Genomic DNA, 15,750 nt, shown 5'->3' with positions numbered 1-15,750 from the left:
CGTTTAGCGAGTCCAGGCACTCCCTAAACGCGCACGGGGGCGTCAGCCCCTCCGAGCCGCAACGGCCTGCGCCAGACGGTCCAACTGCGCTGCGGTGGTGGACCAGTCGATGCACGCGTCGGTGATCGACTGACCGTAGGTGAGCTCGTCCGCCTTACCCAAGGTCAGGTCCTGACGGCCGGCCTCGATGAAACTCTCCAACATGACGCCGGCGATTCCCTGCTCACCCTCGGTCAGACGTCGGGCAATGTCGTCCAGCACGACGACCTGACGCTCGTGGTCCTTGCTGCTGTTACCGTGACTCGCGTCGATGACCACGCGCTCGGGCAGGTTCGACTTACGCAGGCGAGCAAGGGTATCCGCGACGGTCTCGGCATCGTAGTTCGGTCCGTCGCTGCCGCCACGAAGAATGACATGGCAGTCCGGGTTGCCCGCGGTCCGAATCAAGGCAGCCTGGCCGTCGAGATCCGTTCCGGGGAACACATGGCTCGCCGCCGCGGCGCGGGTACCGTCGACGGCTACCTGCACATCACCTTCGGTGGAATTCTTGATGCCGACGGGCATGGACAGCGCGCTGCACAGCTGACGGTGAACCTGACTGGCGGCGGTCCGGGCGCCGATTGCACCGTAGCTGACCAGGTCGGCGATGTACTGCGGCATGATCGGATCAAGGAACTCGCAGCCGACAGGCAGGCCCAGACTCGACACGTCGAGAAGCAACTTGCGGCCGATACCGAGCCCGGTGTTGATGTCGAACGTGCCGTCGAGGTGGGGGTCGTTGAGCAGGCCCTTCCAACCCAGCGTGGTGCGCGGCTTTTCGAAGTAGACCCGCATCACGATGTGCAGGTCGTCCCGCAGTTCTTCGGCCTTGGCAGCCAACCGACGGGCGTAGTCCATCGCAGCTTCCGGATCGTGTACCGAGCACGGTCCGACAACAACGATCAAACGGTCGTCGTCACCGTTGAGGATGTTGATCGTGTCGGCACGGCCGGTCCGCACGGTTGCGGCCGCGACCTCGTCCGGAGCGTGCTGAGCACGAACAGTCGCCGGTGACACGAGCGGACTGATACTCACAGTGCGCTGATCGTCGAGGCTGTCCGAAGCTGCGGTGGTGTCGATGGTGACAGTCATGGGGTTTTCGGTTTCCTGTTCTCAGGCCGACCCCAGAGATGAAGAGAAACTCCAGCGAGCCGGTCTGTAGTCCGGCTCTTGGGTGGAGGTTGTCAGCGCGTGGTTACGCCGGCAGGCCCACCCGGGGCCGGCCTGCTAAACCAGAAATAGACGCGCTGCATGACGGCCACGATACCTCGAGTTCGGATCAGATGGGCGCGCCCCTCCACAACAAGCCGAATCCGAGGGGCGAGTCCCGTGGCACGAGTCCGTGAAGAATGGCCAAATCCGCTGAGCGGTTGGCGCTTTCGAGTAAGGCTCCGGCTGCGAAGTGCGAATACGTTGGTTAGGCACCTGCCAATGCCCGGAACATCAGATGGAGCTGCGCCTTCTCATGCCTGTGATCGAATCGACCAAAACCTTCCACCCGACGGTGTCCCCTTCTGCGACCGAAACCCCCTTGCAGTCGACAAAAGATGTGGACGACGAATTCACCCGTCTGATCGATTCCTTGACACGACGCGGGTTCCTGACCGGTGCGGCGGCGCTCGGTGCACTGGGCGCACTGTCTGCATGTTCGAGCGAATCCAGCGGCACCGAAGCCTCGGACGAGTGGGTCGACATCGTCGTCGCGGACCAGACCTACCGCCTCCCGCGGGACCCCAAGCGTGTCGTGGTGCTCGAAGCCCGAGGCGCCCTCGATTTTGCACTACTGGCCGAGTACCCGATCGTCGCGACCAATTGGGATCCGAAGTCTCAGCTCATGCAACAGGTACCCGCCGGCGCAGCTCGCCTCGGTGGGACGAACAACGAACCGAATGCCGAATCGATCCTGAGCTACGACCCCGATCTGTTGGTTGTCGGGAAAGGCTGGTGGGATTACTACCAGGACAAGGGCCTGCTCGGCACTGACATCGCCCCGGTGCTCGTCGTTGACGAGGGCACGACGGGCTCGTCCTGGAAACAGGCCATGACCGCGCAGCTCACGGCGCTCGATCGCCGCGAAGTCGCCGAACGCGTCATCGCCCGATACAACGCAGAACTTGCTCAAGCGCGGGCCAAGATCGGTGGTCTCCTCGAAGGCAAGTCGATTGCGATCGCCGGTGCAGACAGCGGTCAGATCTGGCTGCAGAACAACACGTTCGCCGTGTCGGTTGCACAGGACCTCGGCCTGAACGTCTTGACTGACGCCGCCCATGCCGCACCCGATCGGAAGGATTCGACTTTCTACAGCCTCGAGGAGCTCGCGATCTTCGACCAGGCCGGCTTCGTACTGCTACAGAACCCCGACGCCGTCGAAGCCGAGTCGCCCACGTGGAGACGAGTCCGCGCTGTCCAGGACGGACATGTCGGACAACTGCGATACGACCTCAACAACGGCCTCGCGCTGACTGCGATGGCCCTGGCCGCTGATATCGCCGAACAGGTACAGGTCATGCGCTGACATCCGTGCGGGCATTGGATCGGTACTGGAGTGACCCCACCACACCTGGTGGGGTCACTCACGCCTCCAAGCGGAATTCGCCTCGCACCTGGCGTACACCGTTGATCTGCACTTCGACGGCATGGTCGCCGGCGTGGTACTTCCGGGTACTGATCGGTTTGAAGGAATGCCTCTTCGCGATGCGGGCCGGCACCCCAGGCTCGAGCGTTCGTGTTGTCAGTTTGAAGACCTTCGGCGTCGTCGTCCCGTTGGCCTTCACGTGGTGGACGATGTAATCGATCACGACGGTGACGGACTCGCTGCCGTGGTTCGTGACGGCGAAGTCGAAGGTGAGTTCTCCACCCGCATCGACTATTTCGCGGTCGATGACGAACCCTTCGACCACGACGTCGGTGGGCGGCGAGAACCCCAGAAGAGACAGAGCATCTGGGTCGCCGGCCTTGATCAACGTCCGCAATGCATGTTTGACGATTTTCAGTGTGTTGGAATCCGGTGTCTGTAACCAACGCTTCGCAGTCGACACGGCGAGCGCTGCGTCAGCACGACTGAGATCGTTGAGATGGTTTGCGACCGAACGTCGTACGTATTCCGAATCATCCTGATACAGCTCGTCGAGAATGGCGATTGTCGACTCGGGACACGCCGTCAATTCTTTCACTCGTCTTCCCCAGGGCAAACGAGTACGAGTGCCTTCGGTCGCCAAGCGCCGGACGTGTTCGTCTTCATGGCCGGTCCAGGTGAGTGCGATCGCCAGCGAACGGTCAAGGTTCGTTTCGAGAAATGTGCGAATTGCGAATTCGGCCGTCAGACGCGACGTCAGCTCGGCAAGGAGAGCCATTCCCTCGTCGAAATCCGACTCGGAGCCACTTCGTGTCGCCGTGACGGCGACGGCTTCGGTCACCGGCCAGATCATCCAACCAGTGAAGGTCTCCTCTGAAAGCGCACGGCGGATGATCTCGGCGAAGGCCGGAAGATCCTGAGGCAGTTCGGCAGTCATCGCGTCCCGCACAACGCGGGTACGTTCGCCGAGACTCATACCGTCGAATTCGGATGTACTACCCCGAACGAGGGCGAGGCGTGTGTGACCGGAGGCTCGCTCGAGACAGCCTGCCAGATCGGCGACGACGGATTTCCCGAGCAGTTCGTCAGCGGTGGGCATCAGGGGCACACCGTGAGAGCGGAAATCCGATCACCGTCGAGAGAAAAATGGTGATGTAACTGGACGGGGCTTCCGGGAAAATCACCCTCGACCTTCACCGACACGACAACGGCCGAGCCTGGGGTGTTGACCGACTCGAACTTCTGGGTGAAGGTGAACGCCGTCGACACGGCGGACTTCCACGCCACGATTTCTTCGATCCCGACATACGTCCGGCCGTCGTCACGCACCACGGCGTCTTCGGTGAACACGTCACGGACGTCTCCGCCGTCGAAATACGCGCGCGCTGCGCCTGGCACCTTCGCTGAGTCGATCATTCGCGAAGAGTACTGCTGGGGTCCGACAGGTTCGGCGAACTCACTGCGCGAGCGGACGCCTCCAACTGAATCTCCATCAACAGCCTCGTCGAGGGCTCGGACAGGTCGGTATCTGTTATCTCCTCGACCCTTTTGATCCGATACCTGAGTGTGTTCGGGTGAATGCGAAGCTGCTCGGACGCGCGTCGGACATCGCCCGAATGCGCGAGGTAAACGGAGACACTTTCACGCATGTTCGACCCGTTACGCCTGTCGTAGACGTCGAGCGCGTCGATTCTCGGATCGTGCAGTTGCTCGTCGGCCGCAATCGCGTCCATGATTTCGCCCAGCAGCACCGGAGTGCGCGAGTCCGCGAGGGTGGTCACACGAACATCCCCCGACGTTCCGTCCAAGACCCGATCCACTTCGGCGCGAGCCCTAGCCACCTCAGTGAGCGTCGAAACCGGCGACGAGACTGCGGCCCGTAAACCCGAGGGCGACAACTTGTCCAAACGCGCGACAACTTCACGGGTCCACGAGACTGTGGATTTCACGGATTGGGTTCGCGGAAACAGCACATAGATCCGGGCGCCGAATGCACTCACCAGCGATTCACGGTGAAAGGCACTGGCGTGCAGGCGCAACGACGACACGAGCTCACCCGAAGCCGACAACACGCTGCCCCCGACACTCGCCACGCCGATCACCATCGCGGGTCCGGACATCGGGATGGACAACGAGGCCGCCAGAGAAGGAACATCGACGCCGCCGCCGCGAACCCCGAGCAAGCGCTGAACCTGTATCGCCTCGTTACTCGGCGCGTCTCGGATGCGCGAAATCAGCCGAGCTGCAATGGCCGCTGCACCGCGGAGCACTCTCTCGGCATCGCCGGCGATGGGAAGCGGGCCTTCCTGAACCCAGATCGTGCCGAGCAGATCAGAACTGAAACCGCTCTCCCCCTTGACGTTCTCGGAAATTCTGCGAATCGGAACCACCAACCGTCGCCTGATCGCGAGGTCTTCGTGCGCAGGCACCTCCACTACGTCGTCACTTCGCCGCAAGCTTTCGAAGACGCCCCACTCCTGCAGCTTCCGGAGGTATTCCCGAGGTCCTTCACGGCCGAGGATCGATTGCCGGCGGAGCTCGTCCGCAGCATCTCCTGATGCCGAATAAGCCATGACGTGGGAACGCTCGTCCTCGATGCTGACCATCCCCCGGGTGAGTGACGCGACGTTCTGTGCCAGCTCGAACAAGTCTGTGTCACTGCCGAATACAACGTCCTCAGAATCCTGACGGGATACCGAATGATCGAGCACGCCCCGGATCGTGGTTAACAATCGATCCCAACGAGCGTCCGGATGGACTGCCATCAAGGCGATCCCGGCGCGCTGTGCCGCCGCGCGCACCGACGTGTCCGAGGCCTCCTTCGACATGACGGCCCGAGGCGCTGATCCCTTCTGATCGACGCGGTTCAGCCAGGCTGCCAATTCTGCTGCGCCGATACCGACAGCGAGCCAGAGCTCAGAGGATTCGACGTCCGCGGTTCCGGGGCGTGTGAGGTCCCCGACCTCCGCGAACACCACGGAGTCGACGAAGACGTCATCACCTGACGGCGCGAAGACGAGCTCGACAAAGGCTCCGCCCAGCGCCCGAAGGACCGCGTCGAGCCTGACCTCACGGATAGCCACGTACCACCCACTTTCCGGACCGTTCCAACGCCTCAATTTCGAGAATAGTGCATTTTCCTGCGGAAATGGTTCAGCCGATCGAACAAACAGCGTCCGAGAAGTTTGGCCGATCAGCGGATTACTCGCCGACTCCTTTCGGCTTGACTGATGACGACACGACAACTGCCCCACCCATCAGTCTGCCGAAGGATCGTCATGGACGCCGTCACCAATGTCCCCCACCCAGCCAACGAGCCGGTCAACAATTACGGGCCGGGAAGCCCGGAACGATCACGCCTACGCACCAAACTTTCCGAACTGGCCGAGACACCCACCGACATCCGACAGGTCATCGGGGGCGTCCACCGAACTGCGGAGGGCAAGCGGGAGAACGTAGTTCAACCACACCGTCACAGCTCGGTCATCGGATCGTTTGCGGGCGCAACGCACTCGGATGTTCGTGATGCCATCGACGCCGCTACACTAGCCGCCCCGGCCTGGCGCGACCTCTCGTTCGACGACCGCGCGGCGGTCTTCCTCCGCGCCGCCGATCTACTCTCCGGCCCGTGGCGCGAAACCATCGCCGCCGCAACAATGCTCGGTCAGTCGAAGACCGCATATCAGGCCGAGATCGATGCCCCGTGCGAACTGATCGATTTCTGGCGTTTCAACGTCGCGTTCGCACGTCAGATACTCGCCGACCAACCCGTTTCCGCTCCGGGAGTGTGGAATCGCGTCGAATATCGACCACTCGAAGGTTTTGTCTACGCGATCACCCCCTTCAATTTCACCGCCATCGCCGGAAATCTCCCCACCGCACCGGCCCTGATGGGCAACACCGTGATCTGGAAGCCGTCACCGACGCAGGCCGTCGCGGCGTACCTGACAATGCAACTACTCGAAGCCGCCGGCCTCCCACCCGGGGTGATCAATCTTGTTCTCGGCGACGGCCCCACGGTGTCCGAGGTCGCGCTGGCCGACCCTCGCCTGGCGGGCATCCACTTCACCGGATCGACCGCAACGTTCCAGCGTTTGTGGCGTGAGGTCGGAGCCAACATCTCGAACTACCGGACGTATCCGCGTCTCGTCGGCGAAACCGGCGGCAAAGATTTTGTACTCGCACACAGTTCAGCAGACCCCGACGTACTCACGACGGCATTGATCCGCGGGGCCTTCGACTATCAGGGACAGAAATGCTCGGCCGCGTCACGGGCATTCGTCCCGAAATCGGTGTGGGCCAAGATGGGCGACACGTTCATCGACACAGTGTCGTCACTGAAGTACGGCGACGTCACCGACCTGACGAACTTCGGCGGCGCCGTCATCGACCAGCGTTCCTTCGACCGCAATGCCGCCGCGATCGTCCGAGCCAAGTCGACCGGTGGCCTCACCATCGCAGCAGGCGGCGACTACGACGACCGCGAAGGATTCTTCATCTCGCCGACGGTCCTGCTCGGTGACGACCCCAGTGACGAGGCCTTCAGCACCGAGTACTTCGGCCCCATACTCTCCCTGCACGTCTACGACGACTCCGCACCGAATGCGTACGCCGACATCCTCGCTCGTATCGACAGCGGATCCGCGTACGCCCTGACCGGTGCCGTGATCGCCACCGACCGTGCAGCCGTCGATCAAGCTCACCACGGTCTGCGGTTCGCCGCCGGAAACTTCTACGTCAACGACAAGCCGACGGGCGCGGTAGTCGGACAACAGCCCTTCGGCGGCGCTCGAGCTTCCGGTACCAACGACAAGGCCGGTTCACCGCAGAACCTGCTCCGTTGGGCGTCGACACGCACCGTCAAGGAAACCTTCGTTCCTCCCACCGATCATCGCTACCCCCACCAGGACGTCGATCGAGCCGAGAGCGAGAACCGTTGATGAGTGCCGTCTCGCTGAGCAACCCGCTGCGCCCGGTACTCCTCGCGGCGGCACGCTCGTCGCGGCTGGAGAAGACAGTCTCCGGGATGACCGTGACTCGCAAGCTGGTAGACAGGTTCGTCGCCGGGGACGCGGAACCCGCAGCGGTCTCTGCCGTACGCGACATCCTCACCAGTGGCCGGTTCGTGACGGTCGACTACCTCGGCGAGGACACTACCGATCCAACTCAGGCAACAGCTACCGTCGACGCCTATCTCTCCCTTCTCCGCTCGTACGCAACGCTTTCCGAAGCGGCTGGGACGCAACACACTCTCGAGGTTTCGCTCAAGCTCTCCGCGTTAGGGCAGTCACTTCCCGGCGACGGCGAGAAGATCGCCCTGGCGAACGCTCACCGAATCGTCACAGCGGCAGACGAAGTGGGCGCGTGGGTCACCGTCGATGCGGAGGATCACACCACCACCGACTCGACACTGTCCATCGTCGAAGAGTTGCGCCGCGACTTCCCGACGCTCGGCACGGTCCTGCAGGCGTATCTGCACCGCACCGAGGCCGACTGCCGGCACTTCTCCGGATCAGGTTCACGAATTCGGCTGTGCAAGGGTGCATACAAGGAACCGGCCGACGTTGCGTTCCAAAAGCCCGGCGAAGTCGACGCGTCGTACCTGCGTTGTCTGAAGGTCTTGATGGAAGGTGACGGGTACCCGATGGTCGCCTCCCACGATCCCACCATGATCGACGCCGCCCTCGAACTCGCCACATTGACCGAACGGACAGCCGAGGATTTCGAGTTTCAGATGCTCTACGGCATCCGCGACGGCGAACAACGCAGATTGGTAGCCGAAGGCAATCACCTGCGGGTCTACGTTCCCTACGGCAGCCAGTGGTACGGCTACTTCATGCGTCGCCTGGCGGAACGGCCGGCCAACCTCATGTTCTTCATGCGCTCACTCGCCTCCAACAACTAGGTGCTGGAAACCGGTGGCAGCGGTGGCAACTCGAGGTTCTCACGGAAGGTACCCCCGACGTAATCTGTTCCCACGATTCTGCGCTTGCGTAGTTCCGGCAGCAGTCCGTTCGTGACGAAATCGCGTGTACGCGGATCGGCAAGGTCACCGAGCGTAATGACGTCGAGTACGCCCGCGTCGTATCGTTCCTCGATCGCGTCCGCGAGCTGTTCCGGGGTGCCCGCCGCTGCCCAGTGGCCGGTGTCCTTGGACGCGATGATCAACTCACGCAGAGTCTTTCCTTGTGATGCGAGCTTGCCGAAGATCTCGACCCGGCCCCGTCGTCGATTCACCGACGACGGGTCCGGCAACAACAACTCCGGGATCGGCCGGTCCAGCGGCAATTCCGAGAAATCCACGCCGCCGCCGAACATGTCGGCAAGCCTCGTGCGACCGGCGTCGAAGTCCGTCGATTCCTCGGCTTCTCTGACCAATCGTTCGACTTCGGCTTCGGTGGCGCCGTACGTTGCGTGGAACGAGCTGAAAATCAGTGGCAGTTCGTCCCCACGCCCCACCTCTGCCGCCCGGGCGCGGATCGTCTTCGTGTAGGTGACCGCGTCCTCGAAGGTTGCGAGAGAAGTGAATACGACCTCCGCGAAGCGAGCACCCAGTTGAATACCTCCGGCAGATTGGCCTGCCTGGAATTGGACCGGACGACGCTGCGGCAGGGAGGGGATGTTCAGCGGCCCCTGCACCGTGAAGTATTTGCCTCGATGCTCGATGGGGACCACCCTCGACGGATCGAGCACCGCTGAGCCCTCTCCCCGGGTCAGGGCGCCGGGCTTCCAACTGTCGAAAAGCGCGTTGACCACCTCGAGCGATTCGGCCGCTCGGGCGTACCGCTCCTCCGGACTCGGCAGGTCCAGGTCGCTGTAGTTCTCTTCTCCGAGTGAGGAAGTGACGGCATTCCATGCGGCTCGACCATTGCTGACGTGGTCCAGGGTGCCGAACAACCGTGCCAGGTTGAAAGGGTGATGAAACGTCGTCGTGACGGTGGCGATCAGCCCCACATGGGTGGTGACCGCACTCAGCGCGGCAAGGAAGATCAACGGCTCCTGCGCGCCGATCGCGCCCTGCGCGCCGAAACTCAGCAGGTCGGCGGCAAACAGTCCGTCGATCTTGTTCGCCTCGGCCGTCTTTGCGACGTCGATCGCGGACGCGACCGTCGACGTCGTCGGATCGATCGCTGCGTCGTAGATACTCACCGCCCCGCTGACACCGGTCACCGTCTTGAGTGGACGCCTACGATCGGCCACCGACCATCCTCCTGGCTTCGCGAAATCTGTTCCGAATTCACAACGCTAGACCGATCCTGGCTCCCGACAAGGTATTCACTCAGCCTGGTTCTATCCCTCCGCACACCGCTTGGTCACGCCCCGGATTTACGGGCACGATAGGCGGCGACGTGCGCCCTGTTCCCACAGTTTCCGGTGTCGCAGTATCGCTTCGAACGATTGCGCGACAAATCCACGAAGACCGCCTCGCAGTCCGGGGCCTCGCACCATCGCAACCGCGAGAATTCGTCGGTTCGGATCAGATCGAGCACACCCATCGCCGCTTCTGCGGCCATCCGGTCCACCAGTGGCGAATCGTCAGCGGTGACGTGCAGATGCCAGCCGAGGTCGTCGTGCCTGGTGAGCCGCGGCCTCGCGCCGGATTCGAGTAGCAGTGTGTTCACCACCTCGACGGCGTCGTCCACTCCCGCGGCTTCCCAGAACTTTCGCAGTCGTGGACGCAGCGCACGAACCGCCGTCAATTCCTCCCGCGTGCCGTCCCGCCTGCCGGTCCAATGATCCGCGTCGAGAAACCGTGTCAGCTCCTCTTGATCCGGAAGCAGTTCAGCCCCGCCGCGGGCCGTGTTGACCAACGACGCGGCGAAGACGAGCGCCGATTCCGTGTCACCAGCAAAATGCACTTTGACTCCTGAGCTCTATCAACCTAATGTCAGCATCGTAATCGCTTTTACTCCTGACGGGTGACGACGTGAACTCTCGCAACGGCTTGATCTTCGCTCTGCTGTCCGCGGCAACGTTCGGCGTCTCGGGCCCGTTCGCGAAGTCTCTCATCGAATCGGGGTGGTCCCCCGGCGGCGCAGTGTTCGCGCGCGTTGCCGGCGGCGCACTGGTGATGATGGTGATCGCCGTAGCCACCCAATGGCCTCGCCTACGACAGGTGAGCGCCCACACGCGAACGGTACTGCTGTACGGGGTGTTCGCGATCTCGGGCGTTCAACTGTGCTTCTTCAATGCCGTGCAACATCTTTCGGTCGGCGTCGCATTGCTTCTCGAGTACCTTGCACCGATCATCGTCATCGGATGGGTGTGGATAACCAAGGGCGCGCGTCCGAGCGTGCAGACGCTTCTCGGTGCGGCGGTTGCCATGATCGGCGCCGCCGTGGTGATCGACGTCTTCGGATCGGCAGAGATCAGTGCCGTCGGAGTCGCCTGGGGACTGGCCGCCGCGGCATGCCTTGCAGTCTATTTCGTCATTTCCGAACGTGCGGACGGTGATCTCCATCCTGTTGTGCTCGCGGCATCGGGGCTCACGGTCAGTGCAATGGTCATCGGCGCGCTCGGACTCGTCGGCGTCCTCCCACTCCAGTTCTCGGCCTCGAACGCCGTCGTGGCAGACCATTCGGTGAACGTATGGCTGCCGGTGGTGGTCCTGGTCCTGGTCAGCACTGTCATTGCCTATCTCACCGGCATCGCCGCAATCACGCTGCTGGGGCCGACAATCGGATCTCTCGTAGCGCTGACCGAAGTGCTGTGCGCGGTCCTCGCCGCGTGGATCCTGGTCGGGGAATCCGTCACTGCACTCCAAGCTGTGGGTGGCGCAGCAATCATCGCGGGGTTGGTCCTCGCGCGCCTCGGCCAGGTTGCACCGAATCAGATACCGGCCGACCCGATGACAAATGTCATGGCAGAAGAATGACGGACGGACGAGGGATCACGACCTCGAAGCGAGCAGATTCTATGTATGACCTCAGCACAGGCACGGCATTCACCACAGGCACTGCACACACTCACTGAAGGATCGGCACACGACGCCGTCCGGTTGACCGGACTTCGCAAGAGTTTCGGAACCGTCGACGCCGTCAAGGGTATCGACCTGAGCATCCGCCCCGGCGAGATCGTCGCGTTCCTCGGCCCGAACGGCGCAGGCAAGACGACAACCATCGACATGATCCTCGGCCTGTCCCGGCCGACGTCGGGCGACGTGAGCGTCTTCGGAATGTCACCCCGATCGGCGATCGCCCGCGGACTCGTCTCCGCAGTCATGCAGACCGGCGGACTACTGAAAGAGCTGACGGTTGCCGAGACGGTGCAGCTGACCGCCAGCCTGTACGCCCAATCCCGTCCGGTCGACGAAGTGCTGGGGAGAGCCGGAATCCTCGACATCTCCGATCGCCTGGTCAGCAAATGCTCAGGCGGACAACAACAGCGGTTGCGATTTGCGATGGCGTTGCTGTCGAACCCGCAATTGCTCATTCTCGACGAGCCCACCACCGGCATGGACGTCGAAGGGCGTCGGGACTTTTGGTCCGCCATCCGCGCCGACGCAGATCACGGTCGCACTGTGCTTTTTGCGACGCACTACCTCGAAGAGGCCGATGTCTACGCCGACCGCATCATCCTGGTCAGGCAAGGCACCGTGGTCGCAGACGGGACCACCGCCGAGGTCAAGGCGATGGCGTCCGGACGCACCCTGCGCGCGACTGTTCCAGGCATCACCGACGAACTCCTGCGAGCCATACCGAACTCCGACGCCGTCGAGGTGCGCGGTGAGTCACTGCTCGTGCACTCGGGTGACACCGATGCCGTTGCACGGTTCCTGTTGACCAATACCCAGGCTCGCGATCTCGAAATCGTCTCGCGTGGCCTCGAAGACGCATTCATCGCACTCACGTCGAACAACTCCGAAGGACAGAAGTGATGACCACTGCAACCGAAGCGAACACCTACGGAGCCGAGCGAACCGTCGTACCTCTCGGCGGATTCAACACGACGCTACTGCGACTGGAATTTCGTCGCCTGACCCGCAATCGGCGCACGATGATCTTCACGCTCGTCATGCCGGTTGTCTTCTTCCTCGTCTTCGGTCTCGGTCAAGGCGACGACGACCACGGGATCGGACACGGCAATGTCGCCGCGTACATCATGATCAGCATGGCTCTCTACGGCGCGATGCTGGCCACCACCAGCGGCGGAGCGATGGTCTCGATCGAACGAGCGTCCGGATGGAGCCGTCAACTTCGGCTGACTCCCCTGACCCCGGTCGCCTACATCGCCGTCAAACTGATCATGGCGATGCTGCTCGGTCTCGTCTCGATCCTTGTCGTCTACGTCGTCGGCGCGTTCACCTCGGCGCAGATGGACGGATCACTCTGGTTCACAACGGCATTGATCGCCTGGTTGGGATCGTCGATCTTCGCGGCCTTCGGCCTGTTCATGGGGTATCTACTCCCCAGTGAGAACGTCATGCAGTTGCTCGGACCGGGACTGGCTCTGCTCGCCTTCGGCGGCGGACTCTTCGTGCCGCTCACCGACGGTTCCGTATGGGCGACCATCGCACAGTTCACCCCGATGTTCGGCATCAACGCCCTCGCCCACGCACCGTTGACGGGCAATAGCATTCACTGGACCTGGATCGTCAATATCCTGGTGTGGTTCGCCATCTTCGCCGGCGGAGCGATCTGGCGGTTCCAACGAGATACGGAGCGTGTGTAGTTGTCGCAAACGACTGACCGAGAAGATTCCGTCGCGCTCCCGCGGCGGAATCGTTTCGGCGTTCTCTTCGCGGCGGTCTGGATGGTATTTCTCGGCGGGCCGCTGATCGAGGGATGGAATCTGCGCGACGAACTGCGCGGCTGGACAGGGATTCTCGCGACGGTCGCCTTCGGTGCGCTCTATCTCTACACGTTCGCCACAACGCAGCAGCGGCGTCGAATGACAATGACTCGGCCGACGATTCGCGAAGCTGCACTGGCTTTGGCCGCCTTGACCGCGTTGGCCGCCGTGATGATCGTCAGCGTCGGGCCGACTGGTTTGGCAGCCGCACCGTATCTCGCGGTGACAGCGGTGACGCTGCTGCCGACCGTCGCGGGCGGCATTCTCGCCTTGGTGTTCGCGGCCTCCGTGGAGATAGTCAGCCTCTCGTCCGGGTGGGGGAACTACTCCGGACTCTCGCTCGGAGTCTGCGCGGCCGCATTCGCGACCTGGGGCATCATGTCCCTGATCAGCCGCAACTTCGCCATGCTCCATGAACGCGAAGAGCAGGAGCAGCGGGCAATCATGGAGGAGCGAACGAGGATGGCGCGCGATCTGCACGACATCCTCGGGCACTCGCTGACCGTCATCACGATCAAAGCCGAACTGGCCAATCGCCTACTCGATGTCGATATCGAACGTGCGCGCAACGAACTCGACGACCTCGAAAGACTTTCGCGTGACGCGTTGGCAGACGTGCGCTCGGCCGTCGAAGGATTTCGTGGGATTTCTCTTCCCGTCGAGATAGCCCGAGCACGAGAGGCATTGCGTGCGGCTGGTATCGAGGACGAGGTGCCGAGCAGTACCGACATGGTTCCCACGCGTCTTCGCGAACTCTTTGCATGGACGATCCGTGAGGGCGTCACCAACGTCGTTCGACACAGCGGTGCGACCCACTGCCGGATCACGGTCGACGAAAATAGTGCGTCGGTCGTCGACGACGGGCAAGGGGCCGGGTCGACGTCTTCCGGCAACGGTCTGATCGGATTACGCGAGCGCGCCGGAGCGTCGGGCGCACGAGTGATCATCACTCATCCCCAGCCGCAGGGGTTTGCACTTCAGGTAGTCGAACAGGAGACAGAGTGAACAGCCAGGGCGATCGAGCAACCATACGGCTGCTCTTGGCGGACGACCAGGCGCTCGTGCGAGGAGCGTTGGCCGCACTACTCGATCTGGAATCCGACCTGTCCGTGGTGGCCGAGGTCGGTCGCGGCGACGAGGTTGTGGCCGCTGTTCTCGAACACCGCCCGGATGTCGCGCTTCTGGACGTCGAGATGCCCGGCATGGACGGAATCGCCGCGACGGCGGCCCTTCGCGAGGCAGCACCCGACACCCGAGTCCTGATCGTCACCACGTTCGGACGTCCCGGATTTCTTCGCAAAGCCTTGCACGCCGGGGCCGGCGGGTTCGTCGTCAAGGACACACCCGCCAGGCAGTTGGCCGACGCAGTCAGGCGTGTCCACGCCGGACTGCGCGTCGTCGATCCCACCCTTGCGGCCGACAGCCTCGTCAGCGGCGAGTCGCCCCTGACGGAGCGTGAGACCCAAGTACTGCGCGCCGCTCACGACGGCGCACCCGTGGCAGCCATCGCAGGGGCGCTCTTCTTGTCCGCAGGGACAGTTCGAAATCATCTGTCATCCGCGATGGGCAAGACAGGTGCGTCGACGCGCGCGGAAGCCGTCAGAATCGCCGAGTCGAACGGCTGGCTCTGATCCGCATGGCCGGAATCCACTTCCCCGGCAAATAGTTCGCCGTGCGATTCTTGACGGCGATTTGTCCAGATCACTCAAAGTAGGGACCTTCTACCCTAGGGATTTTCCCTGCAAACGACCCCCTTCGCGAGAATCCAAAACAGCTAATCGTTCGATAACTGGCTATGATGCAGTTAATTGAATCGACGGAGCCTGTGCGTAACGGGGGAAGGGACGTCTCATGTCGAACCAGTTCAACGATCGCTTGAACTCGCTGTTCGAGACTGCCGACTTTCACGTCACCAACGCGATGGTCGTTCGCGGCATGACCGAGTTCGGCTGCCGCATCTCGACGCCGTACCTGTCCCAACTGCGCACCGGCGTCCGAACCAACCCGTCACCCGAAGTGGTTGCCGCCCTCGCCCACTTCTTCAACGTCCATCCGGACTACTTCTACGCCCCGTCCGATCAAACTCCGCCCGCGATCTCGGGCGGCGAGGCGGACCTCTCTCTCCTCGAACAGCTGCACAACGTGCGCCTGCGAAACCTCACCTCTCGCGTCGTCGATCTATCGCCGTCTTCGCAGGATCTGCTTGTCGAAATGGCGGAGAATCTACGTTCCTCCGAGAATCTTCCGCGCGTACCACCGGACTCGAATTCCTACATGTCACGCGCGTAGCGCCCTTCGCCGACTCTCCTTGACTGCTCAGGGAGGGTTGGCCTTATGCTGGTCGA

15 protein-coding genes are annotated in these 15,750 nt (G+C 62.6%); 9 read left to right on the top strand and 6 right to left on the bottom strand.

The window, feature by feature from the left end:
- Positions 1-42 precede the first annotated feature (42 nt).
- Positions 43-1,131 carry a 3-deoxy-7-phosphoheptulonate synthase gene (locus QM596_RS06270; RefSeq protein ID WP_020908849.1) on the bottom strand — a complete coding sequence of 363 codons (1,089 nt, stop codon included), beginning with the start codon at positions 1,129-1,131 and terminating at the stop codon, positions 43-45.
- 373 nt (positions 1,132-1,504) lie between these two features.
- On the opposite strand from QM596_RS06270, the gene QM596_RS06265 reads away from it, so the two are divergent.
- Positions 1,505-2,554, top strand: coding sequence for an ABC transporter substrate-binding protein (locus tag QM596_RS06265; RefSeq protein ID WP_283308397.1), 1,050 nt, complete (start codon positions 1,505-1,507; stop codon positions 2,552-2,554).
- A 58-nt stretch (positions 2,555-2,612) separates the two neighbouring features.
- Here the strand turns inward: QM596_RS06265 and QM596_RS06260 are convergent, their stop codons facing one another.
- From QM596_RS06260 to QM596_RS06250, 3 genes are read right to left on the bottom strand one after another with little or no spacing between them, the layout of a single operon-like run.
- On the bottom strand, positions 2,613-3,713 hold the full coding sequence (locus QM596_RS06260; protein ID WP_283308396.1) for a DNA alkylation repair protein: 1,101 nt from the start codon (positions 3,711-3,713) through the stop codon (positions 2,613-2,615).
- Positions 3,713-4,030 carry a nuclear transport factor 2-like protein gene (locus QM596_RS06255; protein ID WP_283308395.1) on the bottom strand — a complete coding sequence of 106 codons (318 nt, stop codon included), beginning with the start codon at positions 4,028-4,030 and terminating at the stop codon, positions 3,713-3,715. Before QM596_RS06255 ends, QM596_RS06260 begins: the two co-directional genes overlap by 1 nt.
- Positions 4,027-5,697: a PucR family transcriptional regulator gene (locus tag QM596_RS06250; protein ID WP_283308394.1), complete on the bottom strand. Its 1,671-nt coding sequence runs from the start codon at positions 5,695-5,697 to the stop codon at positions 4,027-4,029. Before QM596_RS06250 ends, QM596_RS06255 begins: the two co-directional genes overlap by 4 nt.
- Positions 5,698-5,892: 195 nt before the next feature.
- On the opposite strand from QM596_RS06250, the gene pruA reads away from it, so the two are divergent.
- Both pruA and QM596_RS06240 read left to right on the top strand, forming a co-directional pair.
- A complete protein-coding gene (gene pruA / locus QM596_RS06245) occupies positions 5,893-7,554 on the top strand; it encodes an L-glutamate gamma-semialdehyde dehydrogenase (protein WP_283308392.1) in 1,662 nt (553 codons plus the stop codon).
- Positions 7,554-8,519, top strand: coding sequence for a proline dehydrogenase family protein (locus QM596_RS06240; RefSeq protein ID WP_080909076.1), 966 nt, complete (start codon positions 7,554-7,556; stop codon positions 8,517-8,519). Before pruA ends, QM596_RS06240 begins: the two co-directional genes overlap by 1 nt.
- Here the strand turns inward: QM596_RS06240 and QM596_RS06235 are convergent.
- The gene (locus QM596_RS06235; RefSeq protein ID WP_283308390.1) at positions 8,516-9,814 is read right to left on the bottom strand and encodes an NtaA/DmoA family FMN-dependent monooxygenase; all 1,299 of its coding nucleotides are present in this window, start codon (positions 9,812-9,814) and stop codon (positions 8,516-8,518) included. The two genes, QM596_RS06240 and QM596_RS06235, sit on opposite strands and share 4 nt — an antisense overlap.
- Positions 9,815-9,927: 113 nt before the next feature.
- Positions 9,928-10,473 (bottom strand): CGNR zinc finger domain-containing protein, encoded by a 546-nt coding sequence (locus tag QM596_RS06230; protein WP_020908856.1) that lies wholly within the window; start codon positions 10,471-10,473, stop codon positions 9,928-9,930.
- Between the two features lie 68 nt (positions 10,474-10,541).
- Here QM596_RS06230 and QM596_RS06225 point away from each other — a divergent pair, with 68 nt between their 5' ends.
- The 6 genes from QM596_RS06225 to QM596_RS06200 all read left to right on the top strand — a co-directional run bounded on the left by QM596_RS06225 (position 10,542) and on the right by QM596_RS06200 (position 15,694).
- Positions 10,542-11,489 carry an EamA family transporter gene (locus tag QM596_RS06225; RefSeq protein ID WP_060938127.1) on the top strand — a complete coding sequence of 316 codons (948 nt, stop codon included), beginning with the start codon at positions 10,542-10,544 and terminating at the stop codon, positions 11,487-11,489.
- Between the two features lie 45 nt (positions 11,490-11,534).
- Positions 11,535-12,491 (top strand): ABC transporter ATP-binding protein, encoded by a 957-nt coding sequence (locus QM596_RS06220; protein ID WP_019745004.1) that lies wholly within the window; start codon positions 11,535-11,537, stop codon positions 12,489-12,491.
- Positions 12,491-13,285 (top strand): ABC transporter permease, encoded by a 795-nt coding sequence (locus tag QM596_RS06215; RefSeq protein ID WP_019745005.1) that lies wholly within the window; start codon positions 12,491-12,493, stop codon positions 13,283-13,285. Before QM596_RS06220 ends, QM596_RS06215 begins: the two co-directional genes overlap by 1 nt.
- Complete coding sequence (locus QM596_RS06210) at positions 13,286-14,410, top strand: sensor histidine kinase (RefSeq protein ID WP_021332163.1); 1,125 nt, start codon at positions 13,286-13,288, stop codon at positions 14,408-14,410.
- Positions 14,407-15,036 (top strand): response regulator transcription factor, encoded by a 630-nt coding sequence (locus QM596_RS06205; RefSeq protein ID WP_019745007.1) that lies wholly within the window; start codon positions 14,407-14,409, stop codon positions 15,034-15,036. Before QM596_RS06210 ends, QM596_RS06205 begins: the two co-directional genes overlap by 4 nt.
- 220 nt (positions 15,037-15,256) lie before the next feature.
- A complete protein-coding gene (locus tag QM596_RS06200) occupies positions 15,257-15,694 on the top strand; it encodes a helix-turn-helix domain-containing protein (protein WP_019745008.1) in 438 nt (145 codons plus the stop codon).
- The last annotated feature ends 56 nt before the right edge of the window (positions 15,695-15,750 follow it).

It is taken from the genome of Rhodococcus sp. IEGM 1406 (genome assembly GCF_030056745.1).
GTDB lineage: Bacteria > Actinomycetota > Actinomycetes > Mycobacteriales > Mycobacteriaceae > Rhodococcus_F > Rhodococcus_F erythropolis.
Note: the sequence above shows the minus strand (reverse complement) of the source record. Positions and strands in the feature narration are given on the sequence as shown.

Bases quoted from the DNA above. Each gene is read 5' to 3' on its own strand.
- QM596_RS06270 (WP_020908849.1), bottom strand. From the start codon at position 1,131: ATGACTGTCACCATCGACACCACCGCAGCTTCGGACAGCCTCGACGAT.
- QM596_RS06215 (WP_019745005.1), top strand. From the start codon at position 12,491: ATGACCACTGCAACCGAAGCGAACACCTACGGAGCCGAGCGAACCGTC.
- QM596_RS06265 (WP_283308397.1), top strand. From the start codon at position 1,505: ATGCCTGTGATCGAATCGACCAAAACCTTCCACCCGACGGTGTCCCCT.
- pruA (WP_283308392.1), top strand. From the start codon at position 5,893: ATGGACGCCGTCACCAATGTCCCCCACCCAGCCAACGAGCCGGTCAAC.
- QM596_RS06260 (WP_283308396.1), bottom strand. From the start codon at position 3,713: ATGCCCACCGCTGACGAACTGCTCGGGAAATCCGTCGTCGCCGATCTG.
- QM596_RS06240 (WP_080909076.1), top strand. From the start codon at position 7,554: ATGAGTGCCGTCTCGCTGAGCAACCCGCTGCGCCCGGTACTCCTCGCG.
- QM596_RS06255 (WP_283308395.1), bottom strand. From the start codon at position 4,030: ATGATCGACTCAGCGAAGGTGCCAGGCGCAGCGCGCGCGTATTTCGAC.
- QM596_RS06220 (WP_019745004.1), top strand. From the start codon at position 11,535: ATGACCTCAGCACAGGCACGGCATTCACCACAGGCACTGCACACACTC.
- QM596_RS06200 (WP_019745008.1), top strand. From the start codon at position 15,257: ATGTCGAACCAGTTCAACGATCGCTTGAACTCGCTGTTCGAGACTGCC.